Origin of the sequence: Micromonospora sp. NPDC048986 (assembly GCF_040649335.1) — a bacterium.
Classification (GTDB): domain Bacteria; phylum Actinomycetota; class Actinomycetes; order Mycobacteriales; family Micromonosporaceae; genus Micromonospora; species Micromonospora alfalfae.
The window spans coordinates 63,326-87,252 of the sequence record NZ_JBEZFJ010000004.1 but is presented as its reverse complement, the minus strand read 5'-3'; the positions used below and the strand labels follow the sequence as shown (position 1 = coordinate 87,252).

General features: G+C 73.4%; 24 protein-coding genes. 15 read left to right on the top strand and 9 right to left on the bottom strand.

The window, feature by feature from the left end:
• Window positions 1-26: 26 nt before the first annotated feature.
• Window positions 27-656 carry an MBL fold metallo-hydrolase gene (locus AB0B94_RS10630; protein ID WP_357271289.1) on the bottom strand — a complete coding sequence of 210 codons (630 nt, stop codon included), beginning with the start codon at window positions 654-656 and terminating at the stop codon, window positions 27-29.
• Entirely contained in the window at window positions 653-1,741 is a 1,089-nt protein-coding gene (locus AB0B94_RS10625; RefSeq protein ID WP_196922733.1) for an S-(hydroxymethyl)mycothiol dehydrogenase, read from the bottom strand. Before AB0B94_RS10625 ends, AB0B94_RS10630 begins: the two co-directional genes overlap by 4 nt.
• A 184-nt stretch (window positions 1,742-1,925) precedes the next feature.
• Here AB0B94_RS10625 and AB0B94_RS10620 point away from each other — a divergent pair, with 184 nt between their 5' ends.
• Window positions 1,926-2,345: a hypothetical protein gene (locus AB0B94_RS10620; RefSeq protein WP_238670736.1), complete on the top strand. Its 420-nt coding sequence runs from the start codon at window positions 1,926-1,928 to the stop codon at window positions 2,343-2,345.
• A 25-nt stretch (window positions 2,346-2,370) separates the two neighbouring features.
• Entirely contained in the window at window positions 2,371-3,552 is a 1,182-nt protein-coding gene (locus AB0B94_RS10615; RefSeq protein ID WP_357271285.1) for a low temperature requirement protein A, read from the top strand.
• A 7-nt stretch (window positions 3,553-3,559) separates the two neighbouring features.
• On the opposite strand, the gene AB0B94_RS10610 is transcribed toward AB0B94_RS10615, so the two are convergent.
• The 4 genes from AB0B94_RS10610 to AB0B94_RS10595 form a co-directional block, all read right to left on the bottom strand.
• Entirely contained in the window at window positions 3,560-4,468 is a 909-nt protein-coding gene (locus AB0B94_RS10610) for an SDR family NAD(P)-dependent oxidoreductase (protein ID WP_357271282.1), read from the bottom strand.
• Between the two features lie 22 nt (window positions 4,469-4,490).
• Complete coding sequence (locus tag AB0B94_RS10605; protein WP_357271279.1) at window positions 4,491-5,999, bottom strand: NAD(P)/FAD-dependent oxidoreductase; 1,509 nt, start codon at window positions 5,997-5,999, stop codon at window positions 4,491-4,493.
• 73 nt (window positions 6,000-6,072) lie between these two features.
• Window positions 6,073-6,528 carry a hypothetical protein gene (locus tag AB0B94_RS10600; RefSeq protein ID WP_238670740.1) on the bottom strand — a complete coding sequence of 152 codons (456 nt, stop codon included), beginning with the start codon at window positions 6,526-6,528 and terminating at the stop codon, window positions 6,073-6,075.
• A complete protein-coding gene (locus AB0B94_RS10595) occupies window positions 6,528-7,007 on the bottom strand; it encodes a hypothetical protein (RefSeq protein WP_357271276.1) in 480 nt (159 codons plus the stop codon). The genes AB0B94_RS10600 and AB0B94_RS10595 overlap by 1 nt, the downstream gene beginning before the upstream one ends.
• A gap of 44 nt (window positions 7,008-7,051) precedes the next feature.
• Here AB0B94_RS10595 and AB0B94_RS10590 point away from each other — a divergent pair, with 44 nt between their 5' ends.
• From AB0B94_RS10590 to AB0B94_RS10560, 7 genes are all read left to right on the top strand, one after another.
• Window positions 7,052-8,029 carry a YafY family protein gene (locus AB0B94_RS10590; protein ID WP_357271273.1) on the top strand — a complete coding sequence of 326 codons (978 nt, stop codon included), beginning with the start codon at window positions 7,052-7,054 and terminating at the stop codon, window positions 8,027-8,029.
• 92 nt (window positions 8,030-8,121) lie between these two features.
• Window positions 8,122-8,754, top strand: coding sequence for an ATP-binding cassette domain-containing protein (locus AB0B94_RS10585; RefSeq protein WP_238670743.1), 633 nt, complete (start codon window positions 8,122-8,124; stop codon window positions 8,752-8,754).
• Window positions 8,751-10,028: an extracellular solute-binding protein gene (locus AB0B94_RS10580; protein WP_357271270.1), complete on the top strand. Its 1,278-nt coding sequence runs from the start codon at window positions 8,751-8,753 to the stop codon at window positions 10,026-10,028. Before AB0B94_RS10585 ends, AB0B94_RS10580 begins: the two co-directional genes overlap by 4 nt.
• Complete coding sequence (locus AB0B94_RS10575) at window positions 10,025-11,791, top strand: ABC transporter permease subunit (protein ID WP_357271267.1); 1,767 nt, start codon at window positions 10,025-10,027, stop codon at window positions 11,789-11,791. The genes AB0B94_RS10580 and AB0B94_RS10575 overlap by 4 nt, the downstream gene beginning before the upstream one ends.
• Window positions 11,788-14,172 carry a tetratricopeptide repeat protein gene (locus AB0B94_RS10570; protein ID WP_357271264.1) on the top strand — a complete coding sequence of 795 codons (2,385 nt, stop codon included), beginning with the start codon at window positions 11,788-11,790 and terminating at the stop codon, window positions 14,170-14,172. Before AB0B94_RS10575 ends, AB0B94_RS10570 begins: the two co-directional genes overlap by 4 nt.
• A 40-nt stretch (window positions 14,173-14,212) precedes the next feature.
• Complete coding sequence (locus tag AB0B94_RS10565) at window positions 14,213-14,836, top strand: ABC transporter ATP-binding protein (protein ID WP_357271261.1); 624 nt, start codon at window positions 14,213-14,215, stop codon at window positions 14,834-14,836.
• A complete protein-coding gene (locus AB0B94_RS10560) occupies window positions 14,833-16,254 on the top strand; it encodes a DUF6297 family protein (protein ID WP_357271258.1) in 1,422 nt (473 codons plus the stop codon). Before AB0B94_RS10565 ends, AB0B94_RS10560 begins: the two co-directional genes overlap by 4 nt.
• A 44-nt stretch (window positions 16,255-16,298) precedes the next feature.
• Here the strand turns inward: AB0B94_RS10560 and AB0B94_RS10555 are convergent, their stop codons facing one another.
• Window positions 16,299-17,786 carry a PLP-dependent aminotransferase family protein gene (locus tag AB0B94_RS10555; RefSeq protein ID WP_357271255.1) on the bottom strand — a complete coding sequence of 496 codons (1,488 nt, stop codon included), beginning with the start codon at window positions 17,784-17,786 and terminating at the stop codon, window positions 16,299-16,301.
• Between the two features lie 62 nt (window positions 17,787-17,848).
• Here AB0B94_RS10555 and AB0B94_RS10550 point away from each other — a divergent pair, with 62 nt between their 5' ends.
• Both AB0B94_RS10550 and AB0B94_RS10545 read left to right on the top strand, forming a co-directional pair.
• Window positions 17,849-18,460 carry a LysE family translocator gene (locus tag AB0B94_RS10550; protein WP_091406584.1) on the top strand — a complete coding sequence of 204 codons (612 nt, stop codon included), beginning with the start codon at window positions 17,849-17,851 and terminating at the stop codon, window positions 18,458-18,460.
• 7 nt (window positions 18,461-18,467) lie between these two features.
• Window positions 18,468-19,196: a phenylalanine--tRNA ligase beta subunit-related protein gene (locus tag AB0B94_RS10545; protein WP_357271251.1), complete on the top strand. Its 729-nt coding sequence runs from the start codon at window positions 18,468-18,470 to the stop codon at window positions 19,194-19,196.
• Here AB0B94_RS10545 and AB0B94_RS10540 read toward each other — a convergent pair.
• Window positions 19,169-19,771, bottom strand: coding sequence for an MBL fold metallo-hydrolase (locus AB0B94_RS10540; protein ID WP_357271248.1), 603 nt, complete (start codon window positions 19,769-19,771; stop codon window positions 19,169-19,171). The two genes, AB0B94_RS10545 and AB0B94_RS10540, sit on opposite strands and share 28 nt — an antisense overlap.
• A gap of 79 nt (window positions 19,772-19,850) precedes the next feature.
• Here AB0B94_RS10540 and AB0B94_RS10535 point away from each other — a divergent pair, with 79 nt between their 5' ends.
• On the top strand, window positions 19,851-20,657 hold the full coding sequence (locus AB0B94_RS10535; protein ID WP_357271244.1) for an SDR family oxidoreductase: 807 nt from the start codon (window positions 19,851-19,853) through the stop codon (window positions 20,655-20,657).
• 9 nt (window positions 20,658-20,666) lie between these two features.
• Here the strand turns inward: AB0B94_RS10535 and AB0B94_RS10530 are convergent, their stop codons facing one another.
• Complete coding sequence (locus tag AB0B94_RS10530; RefSeq protein ID WP_357271241.1) at window positions 20,667-21,275, bottom strand: hypothetical protein; 609 nt, start codon at window positions 21,273-21,275, stop codon at window positions 20,667-20,669.
• Window positions 21,276-21,456: 181 nt separating this feature from the next.
• Between AB0B94_RS10530 and AB0B94_RS10525 the strand changes: the two genes are divergently transcribed.
• The 3 genes from AB0B94_RS10525 (at window position 21,457) to AB0B94_RS10515 (ending at window position 23,913) form a co-directional block, all read left to right on the top strand.
• On the top strand, window positions 21,457-22,554 hold the full coding sequence (locus AB0B94_RS10525) for a DUF5919 domain-containing protein (protein ID WP_357271238.1): 1,098 nt from the start codon (window positions 21,457-21,459) through the stop codon (window positions 22,552-22,554).
• A 74-nt stretch (window positions 22,555-22,628) separates the two neighbouring features.
• A complete protein-coding gene (locus tag AB0B94_RS10520) occupies window positions 22,629-23,510 on the top strand; it encodes a pentapeptide repeat-containing protein (RefSeq protein ID WP_357271235.1) in 882 nt (293 codons plus the stop codon).
• Window positions 23,392-23,913 carry an MFS transporter gene (locus tag AB0B94_RS10515; RefSeq protein WP_357271232.1) on the top strand — a complete coding sequence of 174 codons (522 nt, stop codon included), beginning with the start codon at window positions 23,392-23,394 and terminating at the stop codon, window positions 23,911-23,913. The genes AB0B94_RS10520 and AB0B94_RS10515 overlap by 119 nt, the downstream gene beginning before the upstream one ends.
• Window positions 23,914-23,927 lie beyond the last annotated feature (14 nt).

The following is a 23,927-nucleotide window of genomic DNA, read 5'->3' as shown; positions in this document are numbered from 1 at the left end:
CGCGACAGCGGTGCGGTCTGCCGGGCTCAGTGGCCGCGGTCCAGCCACTCCTGCAGGTGCGGCGCCTCCGCGCCGATCGTGGTGTCGTGGCCGTGGCCGGTGTGCACGACCGTCTCCGCGGGAAGGCTCAGCAAGCGGGTGCGGATCGACCGGACAATGGTGTCGAAGTCGCTGTACGAGCGGCCGGTCGCACCCGGTCCACCAGCGAAGAGCGTGTCACCGGTGAACACCACACCGAGGTCCGGGGCGTGGAAGCTGCACGCGCCGGGGCTGTGCCCGGGGGTGTGCAGCACCCGCAGCGTGGTGCCACCCACCTCGATGCTCTGCCCGTCGTGCAGCTCACCGTGCGGCGGCAGGTGCGGGTGGACCATGTCCCAGAGGACCCGGTCGGCGGCGTGCAGCAGCACCGGCGCGCCGGTGGCCTCGGCCAGCTCGGGCGCCACCCGGACGTGATCGTCGTGGGCGTGGGTGGCCAGGATCGCCCGGACCCGACGGTCACCCACCAGCGCGAGGATCGCCGCCACGTCGTGCGGCGCGTCCAGGACGACGCACTCACTGTCGTCACCGATCACCCAGACGTTGTTGTCCACGTCGAAGGTCTGCCCGTCCAGCGAGAACGTGCCCGAGGTGACAGCGTGCTCGACGCGGGCGGTCACGGGAACACCACCACCGAGCGGAGCACGTCGCCGTTGTGCATCCGGTCGAAGGCGTTCTCGACCTGGTCGAGCGCGATCTCCTCGGTCACGAACGCGTCCAGGTCGAGCCGGCCCTGCAGGTACAGCTCGGTGAGCATCGGGAAGTCCCGGCTGGGCAGGCAGTCGCCGTACCAACTGGACTTGAGAGCGCCGCCACGACCGAAGACGTCCAGCAGCGGCAACTCGACCTGCATCTGTGGGGTCGGTACGCCGACCAGCACCACGGTGCCGGCCAGGTCGCGAGCGTAGAACGCCTGCTTCCACGTCTCCGGCCGGCCCACCGCGTCGATCACCACGTCGGCGCCGAAGCCGCCGGTGGCGGCGCGGATCGCCTCGACCGGGTCGGTCTCGGACGCGTTCACCGTGTGGGTGGCGCCGAACTTGCGGGCCCAGTCGAGCTTGCGGCTGTCGGTGTCCACAGCGACGATCGTGGTGGCGCCGGCAAGGAGCGCACCGGCGACCGCCGCGTCCCCGACGCCGCCGCAACCGATCACCGCGACCGAGTCGCCCCGCGTGACGTTTCCGGTGTTCATCGCCGCACCCAGCCCGGCCATCACCCCGCAGCCCAGCAGACCCACGGCGGCGGGTCGAGCCGCCGGGTCGACCTTCGTGCACTGCCCGGCGTGCACGAGGGTCTTCTCGGCGAACGCCCCGATGCCCAGCGCCGGCGCGAGTTCGGTGCCGTCGGTGAGGGTCATCCGCTGGGTGGCGTTGTGGGTGTTGAAGCAGTACCACGGCCGACCCCGGCGGCAGGCCCGGCAGACCCCGCAGACCGCCCGCCAGTTGAGCACCACGAAATCGCCCGGGGCCACGTCGGTGACGCCCTCGCCGACCTGCTCCACGATGCCCGCCGCCTCGTGACCGAGCAGGAACGGGTAGTCGTCGTTGATGCCACCCTCGCGATAGTGCAGATCGGTGTGGCAGACCCCGCACGACTGAATCCGGACGATCGCCTCACCGGGCCCGGGATCGGGCACCACGATGGTGGTGACCTCGACCGGTGCGCCCTTGCTGCGGGAGATGACTCCCCGGACTTCCTGGCTCACTTCGCCTCCTGCTGGTGGTCTGCGGCAGGGCCGGGCGCCGGGTGGGCGGATGTGCCACGGGCTCGGCGGTGGGCCCCCGGCGAACCTACCGCGACCACCACGGCCAGCCCAGCCGGCCCGGCGGGTTATCGCGGGCGGTCCGGGGTACGCGGGCCGCATTCGACAACGGCCGACGGGAGTGACAATGAAATCCGCGCACCTGCCACTGCGGGTCAGTATCGGCGCGTACTTCCTCAACTCGGGTCTGGGCAAGCGCACCCTGGAGGGGACCGCCGCGGAGGGCCTGCACGGGATGGCGGTCGCCGCCATGCCCCAGCTCGGTCAGCTGGAACCGGCGCGCTTCGCCAAGCTGCTGTCGTACTCGGAGATCGCCCTGGGGGCCGCGCTGATCGCGCCGTTCGTCCCGGCGCCCCTGGTCGGGCTCGGCCTGACCGCGTTCGGCGCCGGCCTGGTGCAGCTGTACCTGAAGACGCCGGGGATGCGCGAGCCCGGCAGCATCCGTCCGACCCAGCAGGGCTCGGGGCTGGCCAAGGACGTCTGGCTGGTCGGTGCGGGGCTGACCCTGGTGTTGGAGGGGCTGACCCACGGCCGTCGGCGCGGCTGACCCGGTGGGTGCCTGAGGAGCTTCGGTGACCCAGCCTCGGTCCGTGCGGCCGTTCTACCGGCCGATGCGGCCACGTCGTCGCGACGAGCCGCACCGCGCGGCCACGCCGCTGGAACTCTTCTTCGACCTGTGTTTCGTGGTGGCGGTGTCCCAGGCCGCCGCCAACCTGCACCACGCCGTCTCCGAGGATCAGCTCGGCCACGCGCTGACCAGGTACCTGTTGGTCTTCTTCGCGATCTGGTGGTCGTGGATGAACTTCACCTGGTTCGCCTCGGCCTACGACACTGACGACGACCTCTACCGGATCGCGACGCTGGTGCAGATCGCCGGTGCGTTGATCATCGCGGCCGGCGTGCCCCGCGCGTTCACCGACGGCGATTTCGGCGTCATCACGTACGGCTACGTGGTGATGCGGATCGCGCTCGTGGTGCAGTGGTGCCGGGCCGCCGCCGGGGACCCGGCGCACCGCCCGGCGGCCCGGCGGTACGCGATCGGCGTCACCGTCGTCCAGCTCGGCTGGCTGCTCCGGCTGGCCCTGCCGCCGGGGTGGGAGACCGCGGCGTTGCTGCTGCTGGTCGTGGCCGACCTGCTGGTGCCGGCGGTGGCCGAGCGCCCGGGGATGACCCCCTGGCATCCGCGACACATCACCGAACGGTACGGGCTGTTCACCCTGATCGTGCTCGGTGACGTGGTGCTGGCCACGTCGGTGGCCATCCAGACCGGCGTGGACGCCGGCGACCGTCGTCTCTGGTCGCTGGCGGCGGCGGCCACCGTGATCGTCTTCGCCCTGTGGTGGCTCTACTTCGACCGGCCGATCGAGGCGCCCGCCCGGCTGCCGTACTCCCTGGTCTGGGGCTACGGCCACTACCTGATCTTCGCGGCGGTCGCCGCGGTCGGCGCGGGCCTGAACGTGTCGGTGGACCACGAACGACACCTCGCGCACATCCCGGGCCGGACCGCCGGGTACGCGGTGGCCGTCCCGATCGCCGTCTTCCTGCTCACCGTCTGGGTGCTGCACGTACGCCGGCACCAACACGGCGCGGTGGTCGTCGCCTTCCCGGTCGTCGCGCTGCTGGCACTGCTCGCACCACTCGGTCCGGCCCCGGTGTACGCGATGGCGGCGCTGCTGGTCGCCCTCGTGGCGTTGACCATCCTGGTGCGCCACCGCGACGTGGGCCCCAGCGCAACGGTGGCCGGCCCGGCCTGAACCGCTGTCACGCCACCTCGCGGGCCGGGTCGGCGAGGGTGTCGGCGGGACGTTGCGCCGGCACGGCGGGGGCGTTCGCCGGGCGGACCACGCCCCGGTTCAGGCCGGTCACCAGGAGCCGGTTGTACGAGGCCGGCAAGGCCCGGGCCAGCAGGTCGGGCAGCTTCGCCGACCAGCCGATCAACACCCGGCCCCGACGCCGCTCGACGCCGCGCAGGATCACCTCGGCGGCCCGCTCCGGCGCGATGGTCAGCAGCTTCTCGAACTGCGCCCGACCGGCCGCGTACTCGTCGTGGGAGACGCCGCTGCCGATCCGGGCGTTCTCGGTGATCCGGGTGCGGATGCCGCCGGGGTGCACCGAGGTCACCCCGATCCCGTCGTCGACCAACTCGTGGCGCAACGCCTCGGTGAAGCCGCGCACGGCGAACTTGCTCGCCGCGTACGCGGTCTGCCCGGCCGGCGCGATCAGCCCGAACAGGCTGGAGATGTTGACCAGGTGCGCGCCCGGCTCGGCCCGGAGGGTGGGCAGCAGCGCGTGGGTCAGCTGCGCCACTGCCCGGAAGTTGACGTCGATCACCCAGCTGAACTCGTCGAACGTCACCTGGTCGAACCGGCCGCCGAGGCCCACGCCGGCGTTGTTGATCAGGAGGCGTACCCGGGGGTGCCGCTGGCCGATCTCCGCGGCCACCTGGGCGGTGGCGGTCTGGTCGGCGAGGTCCACCAGGTACGTGGCGAGCTGACGATCCGGGTGCTCGGCGCGGATCGCGGTGGTGACCGCGTCCAGCCGCTCGGCGTCGCGGTCCAGCAGGACCAGATCGGTGCCTCGGCGGGCCAGCGCGTGGGCCAGCGCGGCGCCGATGCCACTGGCCGCCCCGGTGAGCACCGCTGTCGCGCCGGCGAAGTCGAACCTCTGCACGATCCTGCTCCTCTGCTGGCGGTTACCGATGCTCGGACGCGACGGGACGCGGGGTGCGGTTGCGCACGGTCACCCCGGCGGCCCGCGAGAACCGCACACCCTCGTCGGTGAGCCGGCCGTGCCGCATCAGCAACACGTCGCGGGCGTAGTTCTGGTGCAGCCGCCACGGCGCTGTCGCACCCTGCTTGGGCAGCGTGTCGACGGCACGCAGCAGGTAGCCGGAGCGCAGGTCGATCAGTGGCACCCGCTCGGCGTCGGGCGGCGGGAGCGGGGTGACGACGTGCTGACCGGTGCGGTCCAGGTGCCGCAGCAGTCGGCAGACATAGCCGGCGACCAGGTCGGCCTTGAGCGTCCACGACGCGTTGGTGTAGCCGATGGTCAGCGCGAAGTTCGGCACACCGGAGAGCATCATGCCCTTGTAGGCCACGGTGTTCGGCAGGTCGACGTCGACGCCGTCGACCCGCAGCGTCAGGCCACCGAGGGCGAGCAGGTTGAGCCCGGTCGCGGTGACCACGATGTCGGCGGGCACCTCCGCGCCGGAGGCCAGTCGGACACCGTTCACCGTGAAGGTGTCGATGGTGTCGGTGACCACCGACGCGGTGCCCGCACGCACCGCCGCGAACAGGTCGCCGTCGGGTGCCACGCAGAGCCGCTGGTCCCAGGGGTCGTAGCGGGGCGAGAAGTGCCTGTCGACGTCGTACCCCACCGGGAGCATGCCCCGCGCGGCCCGGCGCAGCACCCGCTTCACCAGGCCGGGCGCACGCCGGCTGAGTTGGAAGGTGACTGTGGACAGCAGCACGTTCTTCCAGCGCACCACCGGATACGCGGCCTTCGCCGGCAGCCAACGCCGCAACGCGTCGGCCAGGCGGTCGCGGGCGGGCAGCGCCAGAATGTACGTGGGTGAGCGCTGGAGCATTGTCACGTGCGCGGCCCGCTGCGCCATCGCCGGCACCAGTGTCACCGCCGTGGCGCCGCTGCCGATCACCACCACCCGCTTGCCGCTGTGGTCGAGGTCGTCGGGCCAGCGCTGTGGGTGCACCAACCGTCCGGCGTACGCGTCGACACCGGGCAGGGACGGGGTGTAACCCTCGTCGTAGCGGTAGTAGCCGGCGCAGGCGAAGAGGAACGAGCAGGTCAGCACCACTGCTTCGGCGGTGTCGGTGCGCTGGGCGTGCACCGTCCAGCGGGCGGTGTCGCTGTCCCACTCGGCGCGCAGCACCCGGTGGCGGAAGCGGATGTGCCGCGGCACGTCGTACTCCCGGGCGGTCTCCCGTACGTACTGCCTGATGGTCGCGCCGTCGGCGATGGCCTTCGGCGCGGTCCACGGCTTGAACGAGTAGCCGAGGGTGAACATGTCCGAGTCGGAGCGGATGCCCGGGTAGCGGAACAGGTCCCAGGTGCCGCCGATGGCGTCGCGCGCCTCCAGCACCGCGTACGTCTTGTCGGGGCAGTCGCGGCGAAGGTGGCAGGCGGCGCCGACGCCGGACAGGCCGGCACCGATGATCAGCACGTCGACGTGGTCGGAGGCCATCGCGTTCCTCCATCCGGGGCGGTGATCGGACGATAACACCGCACCCGAACGGCGGAAAGTTGTCGCGAGAGCCCTAGGACGCCCGGGTGAAGGTCATGATCCAGTTGGTCTCCCAGGTCTGCTCGCCGTCGACTGAGAACGCCTGCTCCCAGCGGGCGGTGGTAGCGCTGATGTCGGACCAGATGAACCGGCACCGGACCGGCCGCCCCTCGTGCTGGTCGTCGGCGTAGAAGCGGCCCACCCCGTCGACGAAACGGCCCACCATCGGCGGCAGTCCCAGCACCCCGTCCACGCTGCTCATCCAGTAGATCGACCACTGCTCGCGAGCTGGGTCGAAGATCCGGACGGTGGCCCCAGCGGAGCCCTTGGTCGGGAACGTGATCTCGTCGAAGTGACCGCCACCGGCGAAGAAGCCGTGCGCCACCGACACCCCCGGGAACTCCTCCCACTCGTCGGAGCCGACGAGCCGCTTGCGCAGCCGCCGGTTGACAACGTTCCAGGTGCCCACAAAGAAGTCGAAGTCGCCCATCAGCGGCCCACCGGCCCTTCCGCTCGCGTGTCACGCAGATAATTGATCAGATTCGGACTCTCCGGCAGCAGCATGTGCCGGACCCAGGCGGCCCGCTCGTGTTCCAGAACCGCCAACTCCCAGACGCAGCCCACCGCCGGGCGGCGCAGGTGGACGAAGTGTGCCGGGTCGTCGTCGGGACAGTCCAGCGCCGGCTGCCCGGCCGCGGCGACACGGATCTCCACCGCGTTGTCCCACACCCAGGTGTACGCCAGCAGATAGGCGCCGGTGTCCGCGCCCCGGTGCAGCACCACCCACCCGGCGGCCGGGGTGCCGTCGTCGACGATGTCGGCCAGCAGCGCGGGCAGCAGGTCGTACGCGGCCTTCTCCATCTCCGGCTCGATGGGCCGATCCGGCTGGTCGACGTGGTAGCGCTTGAGCTGCCGACCGTCCACCACGATCGGTCCCGGAGTTCTCAGTTCCTTGTCGCGAAAAGCCATGCCGGGACGGTACGACCGCTCCCCTGACAACTAGTGTCAGTGAAGTGCGAGCCAGTCGACTTCTCTCCGTCCTGATGCTGCTCCAGTCGCACGGGCGGTTGACCGCCGCGCAGCTCGCCGAGCGGTTGGCCGTCTCCCCCCGCACCATCTACCGGGACGTCGAGTCGCTGCACGCCGCCGGCATCCCGCTCTACGGCGAAGCCGGGCACGCTGGCGGCTACCAACTGGTCGACGGCTGGCGGACCCGACTGACCGGGCTGACCGCCGAGGAGGCCGACCGGCTGTTCCTCGCCGGGCTGCCCGGCCCCGCCGACGAGTTGGGCTACGGCGACGTGGTGGCGGCGCTGCAACTCAAGCTGCACGCCGCGCTCCCCGCGCCGCTGCGCGACCGGGCGACCCGACTGCAACAACGCTTCCACCTGGACACTCCCGGGTGGTACGCCGACGGCGACGCCTCCCCCGAGCTGGCCCGCACGGCCGAGGCCGTCTGGCGGCAGCACCGCGTCGAGGTGCGCTACCGCGGCTGGAACGGCGAGGTGACCCGGGTCCTGGAGCCGTACGGCCTGGTGCTCAAGGGCGGCCGTTGGTATGTGGTGGCCGACCAGCCCGGCCGGGGCGCGCCGGCGACCTACCGGGTCAACCAGATCCTCGCGTTGACCCCACTGGCGCAGGAGTTCGACCGACCCGCCGACTTCGACCTGCCGTCCTGGTGGCGGGCGCACGTGGTGCAGTTCCGGGCCCGGCTGCACCGCGACGAGGCCCGCGTCCGGCTCTCCCCCGCCGGGCGGGAACGGCTGCGCGAGGTCGGCAGCGATCCGGTGGTGACAGCGATGGACAGCAGCGCCGGGCCACCGGACGCGCGGGGCTGGGTGACCGCGGTGCTGCCGATCGAGTCGCTCACCCACGCCCACGGTGACCTGCTGCGCCTCGGCGCCGACGTCGAGGTGCTGACCCCGGTGGCGCTGCGCGAACGGCTGGCTGCCACGGCCGCCGGGCTCGCCGCGCTCTACTCCCCCGCCTGAACAGCCCCGACCGTCTCCACAGTGGAAGGGTCGGGGGCGTCGTTTGTCGTCACGGTGTGCCACCCTGGGACGGTCATCGATTGTCACCGGAGGTGAGGGTCACGCTACGACTGCGCGCACTGGTCGCCGTACCCGGCACCGGGCCGGTGACCCTCGACGTTCCCGCCGGCACGCTCGCCGCCCTGGTGGCGCCGCCCCGGTTCGGCACGGCGGTGGCCCGGGTGCTGGCCGGGCTCGCTGCGCCGGTGACCGGTCGCGTCCTCGTCGGCGAGCGGGACGTCACCGGCCTGCCGCCGCCCCGCCGGCAGATCGGCTACGTGCCCGCCGGTGGCGCGCTGCTGCCGCAGCTCACCGTGCGGCGCAACATCGAGTACGGCCAGCGCAAACGCGAACGGGTGCACGAGGTGGCGAACGACTGGACGGCCACCGTTGTCGACCGGCTCGAGTTGGCGCTCTCCCTCGCCCTGCTGCCGCACCAGATCTCCGACGCCCAGCGGTTCCGGGTGGCGCTCGCCCGAGCGGCGGCCTGCCTGCCCGAGGTGCTGGTGATCGACCTGCCGGCCGGTTCGGCGGGCGACAGCCGCCTCGGTGACCTGATGCCTCGCCTCTCGCCGCCGGACGCCCCTGGGGTGGCGGTGCTGGTCTGCACGGCCGACCCGGCCACCCTGGCCGAGATACCGGTGCGGCACGAGTTGGTCACCGAGCCGAGCGAGGCGGCCCGATGAGGCAGGCCGCCCGGGTGAGTCGCCGTACGCTGCTGCGCGCCGCCGCCGCGGGCGCCACCGCCTTGGCCGCCGGCTGTTCCGGCGGAACCCGGTCGGTGCAGGTAGCGGTGGTCTGGAGCAGCAGCGAGCTGGACCGGTTCCGCGAGGTCGTCGCCGGCTACCCCGCCCCGGTGCAGGTGATCAGCGCCGGCAACGACATCGACGCGTTCCTGCGCGCCCGACACCTGGCCGGCACCAGCCCGGACGTGGCGATCCTGCCGCGCCCCGGCCTGGTCACCGAGTACGCCCAGCGCGGCTGGCTGAGCCCGGTGCGCCCGTCCACCGACTACGCCGTGCGCGTCGAGCTGAGCGATCTGCTGATGACCGAGAGTGAACGCTACGGCGTCTGGGTCAAGGCGGCGCACAAGTCGCTGGTCTGGCACCTGCCCTCCATGCTGCCCGCGCCGCCGACCACCTGGGACGACCTGGTCCACCGGACCAGGCAGCTCGCCGCGCGCGCCCGACGCGACGGCGGCCCGGTGCCCCTGGCCATCGGCGCCGCGGACGGCTGGGTGCTCACCGACTGGTTCGAGAACGTCCTGGCCGACGTGGCACCCGGGAGCTACTACGCCCTCGCCCAACAGGGCGCCGACTGGCAGGACAAGCCGGTACGCGACGCCCTGGACCGCCTCGCCGGGCTGTGGAGCATCGACGGCGCGTTCGTCGGCGCCGGCCGGCGTGCTCTGCTCACCCAGTACGAGGAGTCGGTTATCCAGGTGGTGCACACCCGACGGGCGGTGATGCTTCTCGGCGCGGACTTCACCGCCGACGTCGTCCGCCCGTTCCGGCGCGGCCTGGAGGCACCTGTCACGTTCCGGTTCCCGGGCACCCAGCCGGGCGGCGGTCCGCTGATCGTCGGCGGGGACGCGGCAGTGGCGTTCGCCGACGCCCGGGGCGGCGTCGAGCTGGTCGAATGGCTCGCCAGGGCCGACTCGTTCCAGCCGTGGCTACGCGAAGGTGGTTACCTGTCGCCCAACACCAATGTCTCGATCACCAGTTACACCGACGGCGTCGGCCAGCAACTCGCCACGGAGATGCGGGCCCCCGGCACCTTGCGTTTCGACCTTTCCGACCAACTGCGCGGCGCGTTCACCGGCTCGGACGGGGTCGGCATCTGGCGGATCATGCAGGGCTTCTTCGCCGACGTCACCGACGGGGTCCGCGCCAGCGAGGCGATCCGCCGGGCCACCGGCCTGCTCGCCGCGGCGGCCCGCAGCGCGGGGGGCGGCCGATGAGCCAGGTGCGGGTCCTCGGCGAGTTGGCCGTCCTCGACGACGTCGGTCCGGCGCGGCGGGGTCGGGCCTATCCGGCGGCGGGTGCCACGTCGGCGCTGCTGCTGCCGGCCGCTGTGCTGCTCGGCGGGCTGGTGTTGTGGCCGGTGCTGCGGACCATGCACGCCAGCGTCACCACCGACGGTCGCTGGGTCGGCGCGCAGCACTTCCGGACCGCGCTCGCCGCTCCGGGCACCGGCGCGGTGGTCGGTCGGACGGTCCTCTGGGCCCTGCTGGTGCCGGCGGTGGTGACGGCGCTGGGATATCTGCTCGCCGCCGCGTCCCGCCGCTCCCAGGAGGGTGGTCTGGTCCGGTTGATCCTCCTGGTGCCGGTGGCGTTGCCGCTCGTCGTCACGGGGGTCACCTTCCGGCTGATGTACGACCCGGACCCGAGCCGAGGGCTGGCCACCCTGGTCGCGACCCGACTGGCCGGCCGCTCGGTCGAGGACGCGCCGCAGTTTCTCGGGCCGGGGATGGTCACCGTCGCGTTGATGTCGGCGTTCGTCTGGGCCTGGGTGGGGTTGGCGGTGCTGGTCTTCCGATCCGCGCTGGACGCGGTGCCGCCGAGCCTCGCCGACGCGGTCCGTGCCTACGGCGGTACGCGTCGCCACGTGCTGTGGGACGCGCAGTGGCGGCCACTGCTGCTGCGGACGACCGCCGTGGTCTTCGCGTTGGTGGCGGTCGGTACCAGCCGCACGTTCGACCTGATCCTGGTGATGACCCCCGGCTCGGTCCGCGACGAGGCCTCGGTGCTGGCGCTGCGGATCTGGCAGACGTCCGGGGGCACCACCACCGGCGACGGCGCCGCGCTCGGGGTGGTGTGGCTGGTGGCGGTGATCGGCGGGATCATGGTGGCGGCGCTCTTCGTCCGGCAGGCCTGGCCTCCACCGCGCGTCGAGGCGGCACCGGAGCCCGCCCCGGTCGCCCCGCCCCGACGGGTGTTCCGGCTGCTCGCGGCGGGTGCCGCGATCGCCTGGCTGGTGCCGCTGGCGGTGCTTGTCGCCACATCGGCGCACGGCCGGGTGGACGCCGCAGCGCGTGGCTGGTGGTCGGCGCCGCCGAATGGCGAGTCCTACCGCGACCTGGTCACCGGCGCCGAGCTGTGGCGCACGCTGGGCTTCACCCTGCTGCTGGCCGCTGCGGTGACCGCCACGGTGCTGGTGGTCGCGCTGCTGGCCGCGTACCCGTTGGCCTGGTTGACCGGGCCGGCCGCGCAGGCCACCGGGCTGCTGCTGCTGGCGGCCAGCGTCGTGCCGATCCAGGTCATCGCCGGACCGGTCAACGAGGTGCTGGGCCTGGTGCTCTCCTCCGGCACGACCCAGGGCCTGGCCCTGGTGCACATCGCGCTGGGCGTGCCGTTCGCGGTGCTGGTGCTGCGCAACGCGTTCGCCGACCTGCCTGTGGAGCAGGTCCGCGACGCCCGGTTGGGCGGGCGTCGGTGGTGGCACACCCTGCGCCGGTTGGCCCGGCACAACCTCTCGGCGGTGGTGGCGGTCTCCGTGCTGGAGTTCGTCCAGGTCTGGAACGACCTGGTGGTGGGGCGGCTGTTCGGTGGGCCGGGCTCGGCGCCGCTCGGGCCGTTCCTGGCCGAGCAGACCCGCAGCTTCGTGAGCAACAGTGGGGCGCTGGCCGCCAGTTCGGTGCTCGCCTCGGTGCTGCCGGTGCTGCTGGTGGTCCTCTCGCGGCGGCACCTGGTCGCCGGGCTCGTCTCCGGGGGCGTGCGGTGACCGGGCCGGGTGGTTCGCGTGGCGGCTCACGCTGGCCGGCGCTGATCGCGATCGGCGGTGTGGTGGGCAGCATCCTCGCCAACGTGGCCAGCAACCTGGCCGGCAACGTCCTCTCCGAGCTGGCGGCCAGCGTGCTCGGGCCGGCGACCATCGTCCTGGCCTCCGGCGGCGTCGTCGGTTACGTGGTGTACGAGGTGCGCCGCCGCCGGGGTGGCCGGGAGGTCGACCCCGAGCCGACGGAGGTGCTCACCACCCCGGCCGCCGGGGCGCCCAATCTGCCCTACACCGCCGAGTTCAGCGGTCGTGAGGAGCACGTCGACGCGCTGGTCGGTCTGCTCAGCCGGGAGCACGCGGTGGCGGTTCTGGGCCGACGGGCGGTGGGCACCTCCGCGTGCGCGGTGCAGGCCGCCAACGAGTGCCGGGAGGAATTCCCCGACGGGCAGTACTACCTGGACCTGCGGCGGCGCGGCCGACCCCGCTCGGCCCGACAGGTGCTCACCGCCCTGGCCCGGATCCTGGGCACCACCCCGCCGACCTCCGGCCGGCCGGACGCGCTCGCCGCAGCCGCCGACGCGCTGCGCGGTCAACTCGACGGCCGCAAGATCGTGCTGGTGCTGGACAACGTCGACCGCCCCGACCAGGTCCGGCCACTGTTGCCACCCACCGCGCGCACCTGCCGCCTGCTGCTCGCCGGTGGTCCGGCGCTGGCCGGCCTGGAGGGTGTGGTCGCGCACTGGATCGCCGAACCGGGCACGTCCGAGGCGGTGGAGCTGTTCGCGACGGCGGGCGGGGCCGCGCCCGCCGCCAGGGTCCGTCGTGCCGACCCGCGCACCGATCCGGCGGTACGCGAGATCGTCGACCTGTGCGGGCGGCAACCGCGGACCGTGCGCGCGCTCGGTTACCGCACCGCTCAGCACGGCTGGCGGCACTCCGACGTGCTGGACGCGCTGCGCCGCGCGGTGCAGACGCCACCGCACCAGCGGCTCGCCGTCTCACCGGCGGCCCGCCTGGTCACCGAACGGGACATCGCGTACCGGGTGTTGCCCCGCCAGGCCCGACGGTTGTACCGGCTGATGTCGCTGGTCCCCGCCCCGGTGGACCGGCCCACCATCGCCGCGCTGGCCGGGCGGCACCCCGAGCTGGTGACCGCGTTGCTCGACCGGTTGGCCGCGGCGGCGTTCGTGGTCGGCGCGCCCGGGGACCGGTACGAGATCCGCCCCCTGCTGGCCGGCAGCGCCCGACTGCACCTGCGGGACGCGGACCCGGTCCGGGCCCGGGTCGCCGCGCAGGCCCGGCTGACCCGGCACCTGGCGCGCCGGGCCGAACGGCACGCCGCCAACCTGGCGGTGCTCGGCTCCCCGGGGGACCGGGAGTGGTCGCTGCCGCTGGACGACGACCCGTACGGCTGGTTCGACCTGCACCAGGAGTTGCTGCTGGCGGTGGTGCGGGTGCCGGCCGGCGCGAAGGAGACACTGCCCCGCCGGGTCCGTCGGTGGTGGTTCCGGTTGGCAGTGGCGCTGTGTGGGTGGCTGGCGTACGCCGAACGGCTCGACGAGTGGGAGCAGGTCTGCCGCACCGTGCTGGCCACCCCGACCGCCGACGACCGTCCGGAGATCGCCGGGTGGGCGCACAACGAGCTGGGGGTGCTGCGTCGACGTCGGCACGACCCGCAGGGTGCGGCGGCAGCGCTCACCCTCGCGGTCAACGAGCGGGGGCGGCGGGGCAACGCCCAGGCGCGGATGAACCTCGGCCTGGCCCTGCTCGACCTGGGGCAGCTCGACGACGCTGTGGAGCACCTGGAGATGTCGCGCCGACACCGCTCCGGCGCCGACCGGGCCGGGCACGCCCTCACCGAGCTGGGCCTGGGCGCGGCCCAACTGGCCCGGGGCGAACCGGACACCGCGCACCACCACCTGGTGCGGGCGGCGAACACGTTCCGGTCGGTGGGCGACGCGCGGGGGTACGCGGCGGCGCTGACGAACCTGGTGCTGGTGCACGCGGCGCTCGGCGAGCACCTGGACGCCGCCCAGGCGTGGCGGGCCGCGCTGCGCGAGTACGAGTCGGTGAACGACCCGACCAGCCGGGCGACGGCGCTGCTCAACGCCGGGGCGACACTGCTGAGCAGCAGCCCGGGGCAGGCGCGCACGGCGTACGAGCTGCTGGCCGAGAGCCGCCGGATGCGCGAGGGGACCCGGCTGACCGCCGGGCTGGCGCGTACCCTGCTCTACCTGGGTGACGCCTGCGCCGCGCTGGGCGAACGGGCCGACGCGCGGCAGCACTGGGCGGACGCGGCGGCGGTGGCCGAGGAGGTCGCCGACGCCCAGGGGCTGGCCGCCGCCGACGCCCGACTCGACGACGACGCCGACAGCCGGGTGACGTAGGTCGCTCGGGTTGGTCGGTGGTGTGGCTCTGGGAGACTCTGTGATCGTGGACGCGCTCTCGGTACGGGGACTCAGTCGCAACTTCGGCAACCTGGTAGTGCTCGACGAGGTGAGCTTCACGCTCCCGGCGGGCCGGATCGCCGTGGTGCTGGGTCCGAATGGCAGCGGCAAGACGACTCTGCTGCGGTGTGTCGTCGGCGCCGACCGGCCGGACGCGGGTGAGGTGCTGGTACAGGGCCGCCGCGCCGACGAGACCGATCCTCAGGTGCGGGCGCTGGTGGCGGCCGCCCTTGACGACATCGATTTCTTCCCCGACCTGTCGGTGGTCGAGCACCTGGAGTTGGTCGCGTACGCCCACGGGGGTGACGCCGAGCCGGTCGAGGAGGTGCTCACCGAGCTGGGTCTGGAGCCGGCCCGCGACCAACTGCCCGTGACGCTGTCCAGCGGGCAGCGCCGCCGGCTGGCGTTGGCGTCCTGTTTCGTCCGGCCCCGCCGGGTGCTGATCCTGGACGAGCCCGAGCAGCGGCTGGACGTCCGCGGGCGGCAGTGGCTCGCCGACCGTCTGCTCCGGGAACGGGCCGCGGGCACCGCCGTGCTGCTGGCCTCGCACGACCCGGAGCTGATCGACGCGGTGGTCGACGAGCGCATCGAGATCGGCAAGTGACCGCCGCGCCGGCCACCATCGCCGACACGCCGGTCGGGGTGCCGACCGCCCGGCAGGTGCGGACGCACCTGCGCAAGGCCCGCGGCCGGCACCACGACCATTCCCTCGGTGACGTGCTCGGCGACGCGTACGTCATGGTCCTGTTCGTGGGCATGTACGGCTGGTTCGCGATCAGCGCCAGCCGCGACCTGCTGGATTCTCCGACTGTGGGGCGGGCCGAACCGGGCGTGCGGTGGTGGCTGGCGGTCGCCGCGCTGCTGGCCGGCGCGGGGCTGGCCTGGCGTGGTCTGCGCGCGCTCGGTCCGTTGCTGGTCACCCCGGCGACGCAGAGCTGGGCGACAAGCGCCCCCATCGACAGGCGGGCGTGGCTGGCGCCGCGTTTCGTCCTCCTGCTGCTGGGCTCGGCGGTCGGCACCGCGGCGCTCGCAGTGGCGGTGGCGGCGCTCGGCGGGGCCAGCGAACCGTCCGCCCTGGGCTGGGCGGCGGCGGCCGGCGCGGGGTGGGGCGCTGCCGCGTTGGCGCTCAGCGTCGTCGCCCAGGGCAGCCGCTCAGGGCGACGCTGGCCGACTGTGGTCGGGGCGGTGCCGATGGTGGCGGCGGCGGTGATCACCGCCCTGGTGGTGCTCGTCGGTAGTCTCGGCGACGGGCTGCCCCGGCCGGCGACCACGCCGACCGTCGCGTTGTTCGCCGCCGCGGTGCCCCTCGTGGGCTTGGGCGTGATCCTCGCGGTACGCGCGTTGCCCCGGGTCGACAGGGCCACCCTTACCACCGGCGCGCAGTTCGCCAACGCCGCCGCCACGGCCACCATCCTGCTGGATCCGAGCCTGCTCACCGGCCTGGTGGAGAGCCGCCGCTGGCGCCGGATCGGCCGGGTCCGCAGCCGCCGGTTCCGGCCCGGCCCCGGCTGGTGGGCGCTGCTCCAGGCCGACGTACGCCGGTTGCGCCGCCACCCGAGCGCCGTGCTGATCTGGGCGGCGCTGATCGGGGTGCAGTACGCTGCCGCGCTCGCCCTGCCCGGGTTGGCCGGGGCCGCGCAGGTGGTGTTCGCGTACCTCGCCGCCAACCGGCTGACCGGCGGTCTGCGGTCGGTCAGCCGCTCATCGGGGCTGCGCCGGGCGCTCGGTGGCAGCGACAACCTGCTGCGCGGGATCCACGTGGTGGTGCCGGCTGTCGGCGCGGGCCTGTGGTGGTTGCTGACAGTGCCGACGGTCGACCCGGGGCCGGCCTGGCTGGCGCCGACGCTGGCGCTGGGGGTGGTCGCCGCCGCGTTCCGGGCCGGCACCCGCCCGCCGATCGACTACGGCGGCGCGACGGTGAACACACCGTTCGGGATGATCCCGGTCGACCTGCTGCGTCAGGGGTCACGGGGGCCGGCGCTGCTCGCCGTGCTGGTCCTCGTCCAGCTGTTCCTGGGCTGAGCCGGAGCGGGTTCGTCCCGGAGGAACGGGATCCTCAAGGTGGTCTACGACGTCAAGCGCTGATCCAGGTCGAGCGCGGCGGCGACAGCGGCGACGCCGTCCTCGATCTCGGTGGGCGTACAGGCCGCGTAGCCGAGCACGAGACCGGGCCGGTACGGCCGCTGGCAGTGCCAGGACAGCGGTTGGACCTTCACCCCGCGCGCCAGCGTCGCCGCCGCCAGCTCGGTGTCGACAACTGTGTCGTCCAGCGTGATCATCAGGTGCAGGCCGGCGGCGGCGCCGTGCACCGTCGCCGACGGCAACGCGCGGGCCAGCGCGGTGATCATGGCGTCCCGCCGGCGGATGTGTCGGCGGCGCAGCAGCCTTAGATGCCGCTCGAAGGCGCCGGAGGTCATCAACTCCGCCAGCACCAGTTGCGGTAGCACGGCGTTGCCCAGGTCGGCGTTGCGCTTGGCGGCCACCACTGCCTCGCGCAGCCGCGCCGGCACGAGCAGCCAGCCGACCCGCAGGGCGGGGGCGAGCAGTTTGGAGACGCTGCCGGCGTAGCAGACCTGCTCGGGCAGCAGGCCACGCAGCGCCGGCACCGGAGGCCGGTCGTAGCGGTGCTCGGCGTCGTAGTCGTCCTCGATGATCAGACCGCCGGCCCGCGCCCAGGCGACGAGTTGGCGGCGGCGGTCACCGTCGAGCACCACGCCGGTCGGGAACTGGTGCGCGGGGGTGAGCATCACGGCCGGTACGCCGCTGGCGACCAACTCGTCGACGCGCAGCCCGGCGTCGTCGACGGTGATCGGCGGGGTGTCCATCCCCCAGTTGTTCAGGTGCTGTCGCACCCCGAGTGAGCCCGGGTCCTCGACGGCGATCCGGTCGACGCCGGCAGCGGTGAGTGCCTGGGCGAGCAGCCCGAGCGCCTGGGAGACGCCGGCCACGATGATCACCTCGGTGGGGTCGACGCCGATACCGCGGTTACGGGCCAACCAGGCGGCGACGGCCTGTCGCAGCACGGGCGTGCCACAGGGGTCGCCGTAGCCGAGGTCGGTGGCGGCGAGGCGGCGCAGCACGCTCCGTTCGGCGCGCAGCCAGTCCGCGCGGGGAAAGGCGGCCAGATCGGGTACGCCGGGCGTCAGGTCGATGCTGGCGTGCGCCGCGCGTACCGCGTCGAAGATGTCGGTGCCCGGTGCCGGCGGGAAGGTCGTGACCGGTGCCGGCACGGCGGCCGCTGTGGGTGTGGGCGTTGCCGGCGCGGCCACGACGACGGTGCCGGCCCGACCTCGACCGGCGATGTGCCCTTCCTCGGTGAGGCGCTGGTACGCCTCGGTGACCACGCCCCGGGAGACACCGAGGTCGGCGGCGAGCACCCGGGTCGGGGGCAGCCGGTCACCGACCGGCACCCGTCCTTCGGCGATGGCCTGCCGCAGCCGGTCGGTCAGCCAGGCGGCGCGCCTGCCCGGCGTCGCGTCGGCGATGGTCAGGTGCAGGAAGTCGGACCCGGCCGATATGGACCCCTCGGACGCAGTCGCTTTGGCTCTGCCCATCGGACCATTGTGGCAGCAGAGTGAGCAGGAGCCAGACCTGCCAACTCCGTCGGAGGACAACCGTGACCATCCCGTTCCTGATCACCACGCTGATCGTGGTGGTCACCCCCGGCACCGGGGTGATCTTCACGCTCTCCGCCGGCCTGTCGCGGGGTGCGCGGGCCGGGGTGCTGGCCGCGTTCGCCTGCACGCTGGGGACGTTGCCACACCTGCTGGCCGCGATGACCGGGCTGGCCGCGCTGATGCAGACCAGCGCGGTGGCGTTCGAGACCGTCCGCTACCTCGGTGTCGGCTACCTGCTCTACCTGGCCTGGTCCATGGCGCGGGACCGCGACGCCTTCGCGGTGACCACCGACGCCCCGCCCCGCTCGGCGATCCGGGTGATCGTCTCCGGGGTGCTGGTCAACCTGCTCAACCCGAAGCCGACGATGTTCTTCGTCGCGTTCCTGCCGCAGTTCGTCGACACCACGGCACCGGGCTCGACCCGGGCGATGCTCGGCTGCGGCGCGGTGTTCATGCTGCTCACCTTCGTGGTGTTCAGCGGCTACGGCATCTTCGCGGCCCGGGTACGCGACCGGGTGCTGACCCGACCCCGGGTCACCGACTGGCTGCGCCGATCCGCTGCCGGCACGTTCGTCGCGCTCGGCGTGACCCTCGCCCTCACCGAACGATAGGACCACAGTGCAGTTCGAACATTCTCCGCAGCTCCGTGACACGTACCCCGACCTGGTCGCCGGCGTGGTGCAGGCCGCCGGGATCACCGCCGACGCCGACGTGGCGGCACCCACTGCCGATCATCTCGCCGAGGCACGGCGGCGGTTGGCCGGTGGGGCCGAGAGCGGGTTCCCGGAGATCCAGGCGTGGCGGCGGGCGTACGCGGCGATGGGGCTGCGACCCACCAAGTACCGGTGCGCCGCCGAGGCGCTGCTACGCCGGCTACGCCTCGACGGCGAACTGCCCCGGGTGCACCCGCTCGTCGACCTCTGCAACGCCATCTCGGCCGCGTACGCCATCCCGGTCGCGGCGCTCGACCTGGACCGGGTCGACGGCGACCTGGTGGTCCGGCCGGCACACGGCGACGAGACGTACCTGAGTTTCGCGGGCGACACCGAGCATCCCGAGCCGGGCGAGGTGACCTTCGTCGACTCCGCCGGGCGGGCACACGCCCGACGGTGGACGAACCGGCAGAGCGGGTGGTCGGCCGTGCGGGCGGGCACCTCGTCGGTGCTGATCGTCGCCGAGGCGCTGCACCCGGGTGGCGGGCCGGCCGTGAGCCGGCTGGTCGCCGACCTCGTGACGGAGCTGACCGACGGGTGGTCCGCCCCGACGGCCGCCGCGGTGCTCACCGCCGCCGCGCCCCGTTTCCGCACCCCGGCGACGGATCAGACGCTGTCGCCGGGCAGCAGGTGACGGTAGCCGGGGATCGTCTCGGCGAACCAACCCGCGACGCTGGCCAGACCGCGGTCGTTGAGCTGCGCGTCGTGGATCGGGTACGCCGCCGCCGCGCCCACGGCGCTGGCGAACCGGATCGCCTCGTCGAGGCGTACCCAGGACCCCTGGGCCGGGACGAGCAGGGTGCGCACCGGCTCGTCCGGCACGTGCAGGGCGTCGCCCGGGTGGTAGAGCTCGCCGCCGATCAGATAGCCGAGGTTCGGGCAGTCGGGCTGCCCCTCGTGGATCGGGGCGTGCCGGCCGCCGTGCGCGCTGACCGCAATGCCGGCCGCCGTGAAGCGCTCGCCCGCCCGGACCCGGCTCACCGGCAGCGGGGCGAGATCCGGCAGGCGTGCGCCCTCCGGCGCGTACACGGGGACACCGAGACCGGCGAGCCGCAACACGTCTATATGGTCGGTGTGCTCGTGAGTGACCAGGACGGCGTCCGCGCCGACCAGGGCCTGCGGCTCGCTCCACGTCCCCGGGTCGACGACCAGCACCCCGCCGTCGTGCTCGACGCGGACACAGGCGTGCGTGAACCGGGTGATCCGCATCAGGCGACCGTACGCCGCCGGCAGCGCAGTCGTGGTCCCCGTGGTGGTTGGGCCGGCCCTGCCGGGGTAGTGCGGCAGCATGCCACAGCGATACGAGAACTACCCCAGGATCGCCGTCGTCACCGGCGCGGACTCCGGCATCGGCAAGGCCTGCGCGGTGGCGCTGGCCGAGGCCGGCTTCGAGATCGGCATCACCTGGTACGGCGACCCCGACGGCGCGGAGCGGACGGCCACCGAGGTCCGCGCGACGGGGCGGCGCTGCGAGGTCGCCGAGGTGGACCTGACCCGGCTGCCGGAGGCGGCGGCGGTGGTGGACGAGCTGGCCGACCGGCTGGGCGGCATCGGGGTGCTGGTCAACAACGCCGGCATCGGGGCCTCGGCGCCGTTCGTCGACACCGGGTGGGAGCAGTGGCGCGAGGTGCTCACCGTCGACCTGGACGCGCCCTTCCTGTGCGCCCAGCGGGCCGCGCGACGGATGCGGGCCACCGGTGCCGGCGGGCGGATCATCAACATCACCAGCGTGCACGAGCACGCGCCCCGGGTGGGCTCCGCCGCGTACTGCGCCGCGAAGGGCGGGCTCGGACTGCTGACCCGGGTGATGGCGCAGGAGTTGGCCGCCGACGGGATCACCGTCAACGCCGTCGCCCCGGGCGAGATCGCCACGCCGATGACCGACCAGGAGGATGTCGACCCGTTCACCCAGGAACGGCCCGGCGTGCCGCTGGGACGGCCGGGCGACGCCCGGGAGGTGGCCGCCGTGGTCGCGCTGCTCGCCTCCCCCGCCGCCAGCTACGTCACCGGCGCGTCCTGGCCGGTCGACGGGGGCATGTCTCTGATGGGCCCGCAGGCCACGGCGTTGACGAACGACGACTGGCGGTCGGTGTGAGCGACTGCGTCAGCGCATCGATGCGGCCGACGCCCGGACGATGTACGCGAACTGCACGCCGAACGCCACCACAGCGACCAGCACCCCGACCACAACCGTCAGCCCGACCCCGGCCCCGACGGTCGCGGCCACCAGCGCGATGCCGAGTCCGGTCAGCACCGCGTTGACCGCGCCCACGAGCGCGGCAGTGGTCAGCAGGAACTCCCACCGCCCCGGACGCGTGCCGACCAGGTTCCAGGCGGTGCTCATGGCGTCGCCGGCCACCACCGCGTCGGCGAAGAAGTCGTGCTCGCCGGCGAGCTGGTGTTGGTAGTAGGCCCGGATGCGTTGGATCCGCAGCAGGTCCAACGAGTTCTCCACTGTGGTCTCCACCAGCCGCAGAAACGTCAGCACCCCGATGATGACAAGCGTGGGGAGCACCGCGGCCAGGTAGGGCCGGACCAGCTTGTCGTTACTGGCGACGAAGCCGAGGCCGATCAGCGCCGCCGACAGTACGGACAGGAAGATGGTGGCGCGGCCGGTGGCCTCGGCGATGGTGCCGGCGCGAGAGGTCTGCAACGCGTAGTGCTCGGTGGTCAGGACCGTGAGAAGCGCCTGCTCGCGTTCGCTCTCGTCCACCCCGCCACCCTCCGTGTTCGCACGACTCCGTTACCGTCACCCTATGAGCACCGGAGCGGGTCCGAGCGGCGAACCAGCCGCTCGGAGAACGGGACAGCGCGCAGCAAAGCGGGCACGTATCCTCCGAACTCCGGTGAGCAGCAAGCGGCGGTGGGGCCGACCGACGACGGAAGGGGACCTGATGCCCGGGTGGGCTGGGCGGGGTGGGCGGCAACGACGGGCCTTCGTCGTGGGTGGGGCACTCTTCGCGATCGCCGTCGTCATGCTGCTGGCCGCCTGGCGCAGCACCGGCTTCCTCAGCGACCTGCTGCTCAACCTCGGGGCCAGCGTGGTCCTCGCGGCCATCTCGTACGTCATCTTCGACCCGTTGTTCGAGGAGGCCCGCAAGGCGCGGGTGCAGGAGCACCTCAGCTTCGACCAGCAGGCGTTCGTGACGCGGCTGCACCGCTGCGGGCGTCGGGTGCGCATCCTCGACACCTGGACGATCCTGCTGGAGCAACGGCACCGGGAGGAGACGCTGAGCGCGGTGCGCGCGGCGCTGGCCAACGGCGCCCAGGTGCAGTTGCTCCTGCTCGACCCCGACTGCACCGCCGCCCAGCAACGCTCCGAGGAGCTGGAACGGCAACGGGTGGACGTGCCCCGGCAGATCCGCACGAACCTGCGCCACCTGGCCGCGTTCGCCGACGCGCTCGACTCGCGGCTGCGCCACCGCCTCCAGGTCCGGCTCTACGACGCGTCGCCGTCGATCCAGCTCTACCAGTGGGACGGGCGGGCGCTGATCTCGTTCTTCCCGATCGGGAAGCTGTCGTTCAACGTGCCGCAGCTCGAGGTGGACATGGACAGCCCGTGGGGCGGGTTCGTGCACGCCCGGTTCGAGGAGCTGTGGGAGCACCAGCAGGCCACCCTCGACCTGGACCGGTACTGGTCGGTCACGGTCACGCTGCGCCACGACGAGTCGGACGTGGTCGAGGTACGCGTGCCGTTCGTGACTGTGGACGGGCAGCACTACGTCGACTGCCGGGGGTTCCGGGTGACCGGGCCACTGACGGTGCGAGCGGTGCTGCCGCCCCGCGCGCCCGGGGCGGCACCCGGCGTGTTCGCGCTGGCCGAGCCCGCCGACGGGGACCGGACCCCGGCCGACGTGGTGAAACGGCACTTCGACCAGAAGTACGGGCACGACGACGGCGAGCGGGACGTCCGCCGACTGGTGCCGCCACCGGGCGATGCCCGTACCCCGGCCCCCCGCCCCGCGACGGCCGGTGACACACACGCACGGTGACCCCCGAGGGACCCGTGTGCCCGGCACAGGAAACAATGGTGGCCCAACCCTGATCGCCAGGAGGGACCGTCGGCGTGTCGCACCGCACCGCACCGCCGTCCGGGGCGGAGCAGCTGCGCGCCGACTGCGGACGCTGCTTCGGGCTGTGCTGCGTGGTGCCCGCCTTCGCCGCGTCCGCGGACTTCGCCATCGACAAGCCGGCCGGATCGCCCTGCCCCAACCTGCGCCCCGACCACCGCTGCGGCATCCACACCGAGCTGCGGCAGCGTGGGTTTCCCGGCTGCACGGTGTTCGACTGCTTCGGCGCCGGGCAGCAGGTCGCCCAGGTGACCTTCGGCGGGCGGGACTGGCGGGACGCGCCGGAAACGTTACCGGCGATGGCGGAGGCGTTCGCGGTGCTGCGACCGCTGCACGAACTGCTCTGGTACCTCACCGAGGCGGTGGCGCTGCGCCCGCCGAGCGACCTGCGCGCCGAGCTGGAACGCGCCCGCGCCGAGACGCTGACGCTCACCGAGGGTGGCCCGGCGGACCTTCGCGCGGTGGACGTCGCCGACCAGCGGAACCGGGTCAACCCGCTGCTGTCCCGGGCCAGCGACGCGGCCCGTGCCCCCGGCGGCGTCGACCGGCGGGGCGCGCACCTGCTCGGGGTGGACCTGCGCCGCGTCGACCTCCGCCGGGCCAACCTGCGCGGGGCGCTGCTCATCGGCGCCGACCTGCGCGGGGCGGACCTCAGCCTGGCCGACGTCACCGGCGCGGACCTGCGCGGGGCCGACCTGCGGGGCGCGGACCTGCGGCGCACGCTGTTCCTGCACCAGACCCAACTGGACGCCGCCCGGGGTGACACCCACACCGGGCTGCCGCAGACGCTCACCCGGCCGGCGCACTGGACGGCGCTGCCGCTCACCCCGGTCCGTCAGCCGGTTCGCTCCCCCGCCCGTCGGGGCCGTCGCCGCTAGGAACGCCGCCACCTCGGTGGCGCTGCTGCTGCCACGCACCGTGCCGCAGATGGCCGTCGCGCTGGCGGCCTTCGGTCTCGCGCTGGCACCGTTCCTCGCCGTCACCGACGAGATCCTCGCCCGGTCCACTCCGGCGGTCCGGCTCCCCGAGACGTACGGGTGGTTGCAGACGGCCGGACAGCTCGGCATCGCCGCCGGCTCCGCGACCAGTGGCGTGGTCAACGACCACCTCGGTAACACCTGGGCGTTCCTGGTGGTCGTCGGCGCGCTCGCGCTGGCGCTGATCGTCGCGCTCAGCCGCCGCCGGACGCTGCGGCTGCCGTCCGCCGCGCCGCAGGCCGAGACGGTCGGCTCGGCGGTCCCCGCCGGCGGGTCAGGTTTCGGCCGGGACGACGCCGGGTAGCCAGCGCCGACGCG